The following is a 9,918-nucleotide window of genomic DNA, read 5'->3' as shown; positions in this document are numbered from 1 at the left end:
TCGTCGCGGCCCAGGCGCGCCGGATCCAGCCCGTTGGCGGCGCACAGCTCGGCGTAGGTGGTGCCGTCGTCGTCGGTCAGGCGCGCCGCGGTGGCCGCGTCCATGGAGCCGGTGAACAGCAGCGATCCCAGGCACGCGCGGCCGAACCGTGACCCCTCCTCCTCGGGGAAGACCGTCAGGGCCAGGGCCCGCCGGGGCCGCACCCCGCGGGTCCGGAGATGATCCACCGCCACGAGCGCCGAGGCGACGCCGAGTGGGCCGTCGAAGGCTCCTCCCCCGGGCACGGAGTCCAGGTGGCTGCCGGTGACGACCGCCCCCTTCAGCGGATGGCCGGCCGGATTCCACCAGGCCCAGATGATCCCGTTGCGGTCGGTCTCGGTGTCCAGACCCCGCGCGGCCGCCTCGGCCAGGAACCACTCGCGCAGGTCCAGCTCCGCGCGGGAGTAGACGGGGCGGCTGTACCCGCCCCGCGTCGGGTCGGTCCCGACGTCCGCGATCGCGGACATCAGCGAGGTGACGGTGGTGGCGACCGGGATGGTCATGACGGGCTCCTCGGGGGTCCGGAACGTCCGGACGGTGCGGAAGGTACGGGTGTGTCACGCCCCCTCGGAGGGGACGGTGCGGCGTGGGCGAAGCGGAGTGGGTCGGACTGCGTTGAGCTGGGCGGGCCGGGCAGTTCAGCCGTCGACGCCGTCGGGGTAGGCGGTCACCGAGAGGAAGCGTATGGGCAGTTCCAGCATCGCCACCGGCCCGTGAACGCCCTCCCCGTCGATGAGCAGGGAGTCCCCCGGGCGGAGTCGGTACTCGGACTCGGCGTGGTGGTAGATCATGTCGCCGGAGAGCATGTACAGCAGCTCGGTGCCGGGATGCTGGAAGCGGGGATGGGTCTCCGACTCGGCGGTCAACGTCACCAGGACGGGTTCGATCCGCTTGTTGGGTCCCCGCAGCGCGCCGAGCAGTTCGTAGTCGTGGCCCACCGACGTGCCGCGGCCGACGATCGTCGCCCCCTGCCCGTCCGGGGTGAACACCGCGTCGCGTCGGGTGTCCGCGCCGCGCAGCAGCGAGGTCACCGGCACGTCGAGCCCGGTGGCGAGCTTCGCGAGCATGTTCAGCGAGCACGACGTCTGCGCGTTCTCGATCTTGGACAGCATCGCCTTGGAGATGCCGATCCGCTGGGCCATCTCCGCGACCCCCAGGTTCTCCGCCACACGCAGTCTGCGGACGTGGAAGCCGATGATCCGCTCGAGATCGTTGCCGGTGGGCACGTCCACGGGGAGCTCACGCGGCGCCGCCTGGTGGACGACCCTCCGCTCGTCATCCCGGCCGGCTGCCATGTCCTCGACGGTAGTCATCGTCGCCGCCCCGCGGAAGTCACCACCCGTGACCGGCGCGGGTCCGGCCCCGGTCCGATCGTCCGGTACGACGGTCATCTACAACTCCCGCCCCGCGCGGCCGGGGATCCAGTCGGTGCCCGCCAACGGCACGCGCGCCATCGCGGCGGCCTCCATCGTCAGCGCCACCAGGTCTTCCGGCTCCAGGTGGGTCAGGTGGGACTTACCGCAGGCCCGCGCGATGGTCTGAGCCTCCATCGTGAGCACGTGCAGGTAGTTGGCCAGGCGCCGACCGGATGCCTCCGGATCCAGTCGTCGCGCCAGGTCCGGGTCCTGGGTGGAGATCCCGGCCGGGTCGCGCCCGTCCTGGAAGTCGTCGTAGAACCCCGCCGCCGAGCCGAGGGCGCGGTACTCCTTCTCGTAGCGGGGGTCGTTGTCCCCCAGCGCGATCAGCGCGGCCGTCCCGATCGCGACGGCGTCGGCGCCCAAGGCCATGGCCTTGGCCACGTCCGCCCCCGAGCGGATCCCGCCGGAGACGATCAGCTGCACCTTCCGGTGCAGGTCCATCTCCTGCAGGGCCTGCACCGCCTGCGGGATCGCCGCGAGGGTGGGGATGCCCACGTGCTCGATGAACACGTCCTGCGTGGCGGCGGTGCCGCCCTGCATCCCGTCCACGACCACCACGTCCGCGCCGGCCTTCACCGCCAGCTTGACGTCGTAGTAGGTGCGGGTCGCGCCGACCTTGACGTACACCGGCTTCTCCCACCCGGTGATCTCCCGCAACTCGAGGATCTTGATGGCGAGGTCGTCGGGGCCTGTCCAGTCCGGGTGCCGGCAGGCCGAACGCTGGTCGATCCCCCGGGGCAGGGTCCGCATCTGTGCCACCCGGTCGGAGATCTTCTGTCCCAGGAGCATGCCTCCCCCACCGGGCTTGGCGCCCTGCCCCAGGACCACCTCGATGGCATCGGCCTTGCGGAGGTCTTCGGGGTTCATCCCGTAGCGCGAGGGCAGGTACTGGTAGACGAGCTTCGAACTCTGGCCGCGCTCCTCCGCCGTCATCCCACCATCACCCGTGGTGGTGGAGGTGCCCGCGGCACTGGCCCCGCGCCCGAGGGCCTCCTTGGCCTGCGCCGACAGGGCACCGAAGCTCATCCCCGCGATGGTCACGGGGATGTCCAGCCGGAGGGGCTTCGTGGCGTGACGGGTGCCCAGGGTGATGTCGGTGTCGCAGCGTTCGCGGTATCCCTCGAGCGGGTAGCGCGACATGGAGGCGCCCAGGAAGAGCAGGTCGTCGAAGTGCGGCACCTTCCGCTTGGCACCCCAGCCGCGGATGTCGTAGATCCCGGTCGCGGCCGCGCGCTGGATCTCGTGGATCACCGAACGCGGGAAGGTGGCGGATTCGCGCAGGGCCGGGTCGGCGGGGGCGGTCTGCATCTGCGGTGGGGTGGCCTGGTCGGATCGGGTGGGTCCGTCGAAGGGCATGTCGGGCTCCTGTCGGGGGTGCGGCGGGCGGTCAGTAGGCGGAGGCGTTGTCCACGTCGAAGGTGTAGAGGGTGCGGGCGGAGCCGTAGCGCCGGAACTCCCCGGTCGAGACCCCGGTGACGGCAGCACGGTCGAGCAGCTCCCGGAGCTCGGTGTGGTGTTCGGGCCGCATCTCCTTCTCGACGCAGTCGGCGCCGAGGGACTCGACGCGACCCCGGACGTAGATGTGGACCTCGTAGAGCGAGTCACCGAGGGCGTCGCCGGCATCGCCCAGGACGACCAGACGCCCGGCCTGGCCCATGAAGCAGCTCATGTGACCGATCGAGCCGCCGACGACGATGTCCACGCCCTTCATCGAGATGCCACACCGGGCGCCGGCGTCTCCCTCGATCACCAGCAGCCCGCCGTGGGCCGTCGCCCCGGCCGACTGCGAGGCCGACCCGGTGACCCGCACCGTCCCGGACATCATGTTCTCGGCCACCCCGACCCCCACGTTCCCGTTGACCGTGACGTGGGCACCGTCGTTCATCCCGGCGGTGTAGTACCCGGTGGGCCCGTCGATCACGACCTCGTCCGGTTCCGTCAGGCCCACGGCGAGCGCGTGCGCCCCCCGGGGAGCGGTGAGGAGGTATCTGCCGGTGCCGTCGGACTCCCGGAGGATCCGATTGGTCTCGCGAAGCCCGGCCTCCCGGACGTCGATCACGTGCGGGGCGGCGGTCGGCGCGTCGCCGACGGGTCCGAGGTCCCTCGGCGCGAAGGCCTGTTCCGGCGTCACGGTCATCGTTCTTCCTTCCTGGTGGGCACTCCACCGCGGTGCTGCGGTGGAGCTGCGCGGTAGATGGGCTGCGCGGTGGGTGGGCTGCGTGAGGGCGGGGTCAGCGCCGCCAGTGGTACACGCGACCCGGCTCCGGCTCGAAGAGACGTGCGTCGTCGATGCCCGGGAGGTGCGCCATCGCCCGGTACTCCGAGGCCATGGCGACGTAGCGGTCGGTCTCGGCGATCACCGCCGGCTTGCAGGCGATCGGGTCCCGCACGACCGCGAACTCCTCGGCGGTCGACACCAGCAGCGTGTAGAACCCGTCGAGGACGCCGGCCATCTCGGCCAGTGCCTGGTCGATCCCCGCGCCGAGCGCGATCTGGGCGGCCACGAACCGCGCGGCGACCTCGGTGTCGTTGAGGGTGTCGCAGTGGATGTCGCGTCGGGCGAGTTCGCGCCGGACAGAGGCGTGGTTGGAGAAGGACCCGTTGTGGACGATGCACTGGTCCGGGCCCACCGAGAAGGGATGTGAGCCGGCGGGGGTGACCGCCGATTCGGTGGCCATGCGGGTGTGCCCCACGCCCTGCCATCCCGAGGCCCCCGGTAGGCCGAAGCCCGAGGCCAGCTCCAGGGGCAGTCCCACGCCCTTGAGGACGGCGAGCTCGGTGCCCAGGCCCACCAGGACGGCCTCCGGGAGGGCGGTACGGACGGCGGAGGCGAGGGTCTGAGGGTCGGTTCCGGCGGTCAGGAGGACGGTGGCCCCCAGCTCGCGGCCCGACACCTCGCGCCCCAGGTGGTCACCGACACGGGTGGCCAGGGTCCGGGCGTCGAGGCCGTCGGTGAGGTCGGCGAGCACGGTGACGGTGGCCGATCCGGCCGGGGTCCAGTCGGGGTTGCCGTAGACGGCGACGCCGGCCGAGTCCGAACCGCGGTCGGTCATCTCGCCGAGCATGGTGGTGAGCAGGTCGCCGAGCCGGGGTTCGAGATCCGGGTCGCGCAGGTGGAGTCCGACGATGCCGCACATGGGGGTTCTCCTGGTGTTGTCGGGTCTGGGGGTGGTGTCTGTCGGGTCGGGCGATACAGCCGCGCGGCGGGGGGCCGCGGCGTGTCACAACGCGGTCAGGTACTCGTCGATCTCCCACTGGGTGACCGTGTTGTGCCAGGAGATGAACTCCTCGCGTTTGAGATCCGCGTAGTAATCGGCGACCCCGTCTCCACCGATGTCCAGTGCGGCGCGGACGACCTCGTCTCTCCCCAGCTCCTCCACGGCGTGGAGCAGGGTCGGGGGAAGGGTGTGGGTGGCCTCGCCGACCGTTGCCGGGACGCCGGGGTCGAGATCCCTCCGGATCCCGTCGAGACCGGCGGCCAGCTGCACCGCGATGGCCAGATAGGGGTTGGCGGAGCCGTCGCCGCCGCGGAGTTCCACGCGGTTGCCGTCGGGCACGCGGAGGTAGTGGGTGCGGTCGTTGCCGCCGTAGGTCGCGTCCGTGGGCGACCACGTGGCCCCCGACGCCGTCGTCCGTGCGCCGATACGTTTGTAGGAGTTGATGGTGGGGCACAGGATCGCGTGCATACCGGCGGCGTGGGTGAGCACGCCGGCGATGAACGAGTACGCCACGGGTGAGAGCCCGAGCCCGTAGGAGTCCTCGCCGACCGCGGGGAACACCGGGTGCCCGTCGCGCCACAGGGACATGTGAAGGTGCATTCCCGATCCGGTCCGGTCCGAGAACGGCTTGGGCATGAAGGTCGCGATCATGTCCCGCTGTTCGGCCAGCATGGAGATGATGTAGCGCAGCGTCATGACCCGGTCGGCGGTGACCATCGCCTCGTCGTAGGCGAAGTTCTGCTCGAACTGTCCGTTGCCGTCCTCGTGGTCGTTGGCGTAGTTGGCCCAGCCGAGGACGTTCATCGCGTCCGAGACACCCGCGAGGTGCTCGAACATGCGGGTCACGCCCCGGGCGTCGTAACACGGGTGGGACTCGTCGTCCCTGGGGTCGGCGGTGCGCAGCGACCCGTCATCGCTCCTGCGGACCAGAAAGTACTCGACCTCGGCCCCCACCTTGAGGTCGAGTCCGTCGGTCGCCGCGTCGGCGAGCATCCGCCCCAGGATGACGCGCGGTGCGAAGCGCCACGGCTCCCCGCTCACCCAGGGATCGCAGTGCACCAGCGCCAGCCCGGGTTTGATGAAGCCAAGGGGGGTGAACGAGCGGGGGTCGGGGACGACGAGGAGGTCGGGATCCCTGGGCTGTTGGCCGATCGCGTCGGCCGCGTATCCGGCGAACCCGAGCTCCCCGGCCTCGAGCTGGTCGACAGCGGAGGCCGGGACGAGCTTCGCGCACGGCTTGCCCCTGAGGTTGGTGAACACGGCCAGCACGAACCTCGTCCCGGTGTCCGCGACCATCCGGGCGAGAGCGCCGGGGGCGCTCAGGCGGTCACGGTCGGAGTCGAGCGCCGGGAACGACGACTGCCTGCGCGCGCCGTTCGCGCGGTCGGCGACCCCGGCGGAGGGGTCTGCGGTGACTGTCATGACGTCTCCTGATCCACTGTTTCTGCTTGGTGGTCAAAATATACTGCGGCTAAACGAGGGGTTGGTTACCTCGGTGTTACGGATTACCGGCCGTCGGGGACGCTTCTGAGCTGGCTCAATCACGAAGACTCGGGCACGAGGCCAGGTGCGTCCGCCGCGCGGTAACCGAATGGAAACTGGCGCGGTACCTGGCAGAAAGCAACAAAGGTTCACACTGTGAAACGCACGGTCCCCACGTCGCCCCGCCCGGGAGTGGCCTCAGAGGAAAGAGAAAGAGATGGACGTAGCCATAGCGGCGGCAGACACCGCCTGGGTGCTCGCGGCCATGGTCGCGGTGGCCTTCATGGTCCCCGGCCTGGCCCTGTTCTACGGCGGCATGGTCAGCATCCGCAGCACGCTCAACATGATGATGATGACGATCGGCGCGGTCGCCGTGATGGCCGTGCTGTGGGTCCTGATCGGGTACTCGCTGACATTCGGCGACTCGGTCGGGGGCGCAGGCCTGCTCGGCGACCCCCTCGAGTACCTGGGACTCCGGGGCATCATGGCCGAACCCGCGGCCCCGGGCCTACCACCCGCACTGTTCGCCGGGTTCCTGATGCTGTTCGCGGGGATCACCGTCGCCCTCGTGGCCGGCGGTGTGGCGGACAGGATGCGCTTCTCCACCTGGCTCGTCTTCGCCATCGTGTGGCCGGTGCTGGTGTTCTTCCCCGTGGCCCACTGGGTGTTCGCGTTCGATTCCGACGACGGTTCGGTCACGGGTGGGTGGATCGCCAACAACCTGGGGGCCATCGACCTCGCGGGCGGCACCGCGATCCACATCAACGCGGGAGTCGCGACCCTCGCCCTGGTGCTCGTGCTCGGCCGACGAGCCGGCTTCCCCACGATCAGCAGGCCACACAGCATCCCCCTGACGTTCCTCGGCGCCGGAATGCTCTTCGCCGGGTGGATCGGTTTCAACGCCGGCTCCGCCGTGGCCGCGGGGAACACGGCCGCGGTGGCCGCGCTCAACACCGTGGTCGCGGGGCTGTGCGGCGCATTGGCCTGGATGATCACCGAGCAGGTCCGCGCCAAGCACCCCACCACCCTCGGTGTGGCGTCCGGGCTCGTCGCCGGACTGGTGGGCATCACCCCGGCCGCCGCGGCGGTCAGCCCACTCGGCGCCATCGCGATCGGCCTGATCTGCGGCGTGGTCTGCCACTACGCGGTGGGCCTGAAGTACCGCCTGGGGTACGACGACTCCCTCGACGTGGCCGGACTCCACATGGTCGCGGGCATCATCGGCACCCTGCTCATCGGTGTGATCGCCGATCCCGCCTCCCCGGCCGGTGAGGCGGGCCTGCTCTTCGGTGGCGGGTTCGGACAGCTCGGCGCCCAGACCCTGGCCACGGCGGCCGTCCTCGCCTACTCCTTCACCATCACCCTGCTCATCGCCTTCGTCCTGGACAAGACGATGGGCCTGCGGGTCACCGAGGAGGACGAACGGGAGGGCCTGGACAAGGCCTACCACCGCGAGATGGCGTACTTCCAGGACGTACTCGAGCGCGACGGGCTCGACGGCGGCGCACTCGAGCGCGACGGGCTCGGGACCGACGCCGCGGCGGTCGGCGAGGCCGGGGAGACGAAGGCGGCCACGGCGTCGCCGCCCGCGTCCTCGACCTAGTCCTTCCGTACGACCCGGTCACCCCGTACGACGACGAGGAGGCGGTCCCGCGTGGGGCCGCCTCCTCGTCGTCGTCCGAGAGCCTGCGAACAGCCCTATCCGCCCGCGCCGACGGGCTGCTCCTTGAGCGCGCCCAGGATGTCGTCGACACGGTCCTTGGCGTCGCCGAACAACATCTGGGTGTTGTCGCGGAAGAACAGGGGGTTCTGTACACCGGCGTACCCGGCGGCCATGGATCGCTTGAAGACGATCACGTCCGTCGCCTCCCACACGTGGAGCACGGGCATACCCGCGATCGGGCTGCCGGGGTCCTCGGCGGCGTCCGGGTTGACGGTGTCGTTGGCACCGATCACCAGGACCACGTCGGTGCCGGTGAAGTCGTCGTTGATCTCGTCGAGCTCGAACACGATGTCGTACGGCACCTTCGCCTCGGCGAGCAGCACGTTCATGTGACCGGGCAGGCGGCCCGCGACCGGGTGCACGGCGAAGCGCACATCCACGCCCCGCTCGCGCAGAGTGCGGGTGAGGTCCGCGACGGGGTACTGCGCCTGCGCGACGGCCATGCCGTACCCCGGGGCGATGATCACCGACGAGGCGCCCGCCAACAACTCGGCCGCGCCGGCCACGTCGATCTCCCTGTGCTCCCCGTGGTCCCTGCCCTCGCCCGCGGCGGCCTCGATGCCGAAGCCACCGAGGATGACCGAGATGAACGACCGGTTCATCGCCTTGCACATGATGTAGGACAGGTACGCACCCGAGGAACCGACCAGTGCACCGACCACGATGAGCAGGTCGTTGCCGAGCAGGAATCCCGTCGCGGCCGCTGCCCACCCGGAGTACGAGTTGAGCATCGAGACCACGACCGGCATGTCGCCACCGCCGATGCTCGCCACGAGGTGCCAGCCCAGGGCCAGCGCAAGGGCCGTGACCAGCGCGAGCATCCACAGCGCCGGCGTGATGACGAACGCGACGGTGAGGGCGACGAACGCCACCAGGATCCCGGCGTTGATGAGGTTCTTGCCCGGCAGCACCAGCGGCGCGGACTTCATCTTCGCCGACAGTTTGAGGTAGGCCACGATCGATCCGGTGAAGGTGATGGCGCCGATGAACACGCCGATGAACACCTCGGCGTGGTGGATGTCCAGCAGCGCGCCGGAGAGGTCACCGTGGAGCTCGGGTTCGAGGTACCCGTTCCACCCCACGAGCACCGCGGCCAGGCCCACGAAGGAGTGCAGCAGGGCGATCAACTCGGGCATCTCGGTCATCTGCACGCGCCGGGCACGCAGCAGCCCCAGCGTCGCGCCGATGAGCACCGCGACCACCATGAGGACGATCCCGGTGGTGGCGGGATGGTGGTCGATCACCAGCGCGACGGTGGCCACGAGCGCCAGCGCCATGCCGGCGATGCCGAAGCTCAGGCCCCGGCGGGCGGTCTCGTGCTTGGACAGGCCGGCCAGGGACATGATGAACAGCAGCGCGGCGACGAGGTAGGCCGCGTTGGCGGCGGTCACGAGTGACATCTCCTCAGGCTCCCTTCGAGAACATGCCGAGCATGCGGCGCGTCACGGCGAATCCGCCGAAGACGTTGATGGACGCGACGAGGATCGCGATGGTAGCCAGGACCTGACCGACGGTGTTGTCGATCCCGATCTGGAGCAGTGCGCCCACGACGATCACGCCGGAGATCGCGTTGGTCACCGACATGAGCGGTGTGTGTAGCGCGTGGTGGACGTTGCCGATCACGTAGTACCCGATCACGATCGCCAGGACGAACACCGTGATGTGGCGCGGGATGTCTCCGGGCGCGACGGCCGTGAGCAGCAGGAGCAGCGCCATCCCCGTGGCGATCAGGCCGAGCCTGGCCCGGGGGGAGAGCTTCTTCTTCTCGGCGGGCGGTTCGAGCGGCTCGGCGGCCGCCGCGGCGGGCGCCGCGCTGACCTGCACGGGCGGGGGCGGCCACAGGACCTCCCCGTCCCGGGCCACGGTCACCCCGCGCTGGACGACGTCGTCCAGATCCAGCGACCACCGCCCGTCCTTGTCCGGGGTGACAAGCTTGGTGAGGTTGACCAGGTTGGTGCCGTACAACTGCGAGGCCTGCGCGGGCAGGCGTCCGGCCAGGTCGGTGTACCCGATGATCGTCACGCCGTTCTCGGTCACC

At 70.3% G+C, this 9,918-nt stretch carries 9 protein-coding genes; 1 reads left to right on the top strand and 8 read right to left on the bottom strand.

Annotation, left to right across the window (positions count from 1 at the left end):
- The 6 genes from G6026_RS09640 to glnT all read right to left on the bottom strand — a co-directional run.
- Window positions 1–542: M28 family peptidase (locus G6026_RS09640; protein WP_182613031.1), on the bottom strand; the 542-nt coding region annotated here is incomplete at its 3' end.
- 135 nt (window positions 543–677) lie between these two features.
- Complete coding sequence (locus G6026_RS09635) at window positions 678–1,334, bottom strand: XRE family transcriptional regulator (protein WP_182613033.1); 657 nt, start codon at window positions 1,332–1,334, stop codon at window positions 678–680.
- Between the two features lie 96 nt (window positions 1,335–1,430).
- Window positions 1,431–2,765 carry an FMN-binding glutamate synthase family protein gene (locus G6026_RS09630; RefSeq protein WP_182613032.1) on the bottom strand — a complete coding sequence of 445 codons (1,335 nt, stop codon included), beginning with the start codon at window positions 2,763–2,765 and terminating at the stop codon, window positions 1,431–1,433.
- A 79-nt stretch (window positions 2,766–2,844) separates the two neighbouring features.
- Window positions 2,845–3,594 carry a protein glxC gene (locus G6026_RS09625; RefSeq protein WP_194305646.1) on the bottom strand — a complete coding sequence of 250 codons (750 nt, stop codon included), beginning with the start codon at window positions 3,592–3,594 and terminating at the stop codon, window positions 2,845–2,847.
- Window positions 3,595–3,688: 94 nt separating this feature from the next.
- Window positions 3,689–4,594: a glutamine amidotransferase gene (locus G6026_RS09620; RefSeq protein WP_182613030.1), complete on the bottom strand. Its 906-nt coding sequence runs from the start codon at window positions 4,592–4,594 to the stop codon at window positions 3,689–3,691.
- 84 nt (window positions 4,595–4,678) lie between these two features.
- The gene (gene glnT, locus G6026_RS09615) at window positions 4,679–5,971 is read right to left on the bottom strand and encodes a type III glutamate--ammonia ligase (RefSeq protein ID WP_241726002.1); all 1,293 of its coding nucleotides are present in this window, start codon (window positions 5,969–5,971) and stop codon (window positions 4,679–4,681) included.
- A gap of 403 nt (window positions 5,972–6,374) precedes the next feature.
- Here glnT and G6026_RS09610 point away from each other — a divergent pair, with 403 nt between their 5' ends.
- On the top strand, window positions 6,375–7,760 hold the full coding sequence (locus tag G6026_RS09610) for an ammonium transporter (protein ID WP_107755260.1): 1,386 nt from the start codon (window positions 6,375–6,377) through the stop codon (window positions 7,758–7,760).
- Between the two features lie 95 nt (window positions 7,761–7,855).
- Here G6026_RS09610 and pntB read toward each other — a convergent pair whose 3' ends face one another.
- Both pntB and G6026_RS09600 read right to left on the bottom strand, forming a co-directional pair.
- Window positions 7,856–9,280: a Re/Si-specific NAD(P)(+) transhydrogenase subunit beta gene (gene pntB, locus G6026_RS09605; RefSeq protein ID WP_107755259.1), complete on the bottom strand. Its 1,425-nt coding sequence runs from the start codon at window positions 9,278–9,280 to the stop codon at window positions 7,856–7,858.
- 4 nt (window positions 9,281–9,284) lie between these two features.
- A partial coding sequence (locus tag G6026_RS09600; protein ID WP_182613028.1) for a proton-translocating transhydrogenase family protein occupies window positions 9,285–9,918 on the bottom strand: 634 nt, incomplete at its 5' end.

It is taken from the genome of Dietzia sp. DQ11-38-2 (genome assembly GCF_014145055.1).
Classification (GTDB): domain Bacteria; phylum Actinomycetota; class Actinomycetes; order Mycobacteriales; family Mycobacteriaceae; genus Dietzia.
This window is presented reverse-complemented; position numbering and strand designations above follow the sequence as displayed.

Excerpts from the sequence above, each read along its gene's own strand:
- G6026_RS09620 (WP_182613030.1), bottom strand. The coding sequence starts at position 4,594 with ATGTGCGGCATCGTCGGACTCCACCTGCGCGACCCGGATCTCGAACCC.
- G6026_RS09610 (WP_107755260.1), top strand. The coding sequence starts at position 6,375 with ATGGACGTAGCCATAGCGGCGGCAGACACCGCCTGGGTGCTCGCGGCC.
- glnT (WP_241726002.1), bottom strand. The coding sequence starts at position 5,971 with ATGGTCGCGGACACCGGGACGAGGTTCGTGCTGGCCGTGTTCACCAAC.
- G6026_RS09635 (WP_182613033.1), bottom strand. The coding sequence starts at position 1,334 with ATGGCAGCCGGCCGGGATGACGAGCGGAGGGTCGTCCACCAGGCGGCG.
- pntB (WP_107755259.1), bottom strand. The coding sequence starts at position 9,280 with ATGTCACTCGTGACCGCCGCCAACGCGGCCTACCTCGTCGCCGCGCTG.
- G6026_RS09625 (WP_194305646.1), bottom strand. The coding sequence starts at position 3,594 with ATGACCGTGACGCCGGAACAGGCCTTCGCGCCGAGGGACCTCGGACCC.
- G6026_RS09630 (WP_182613032.1), bottom strand. The coding sequence starts at position 2,765 with ATGCAGACCGCCCCCGCCGACCCGGCCCTGCGCGAATCCGCCACCTTC.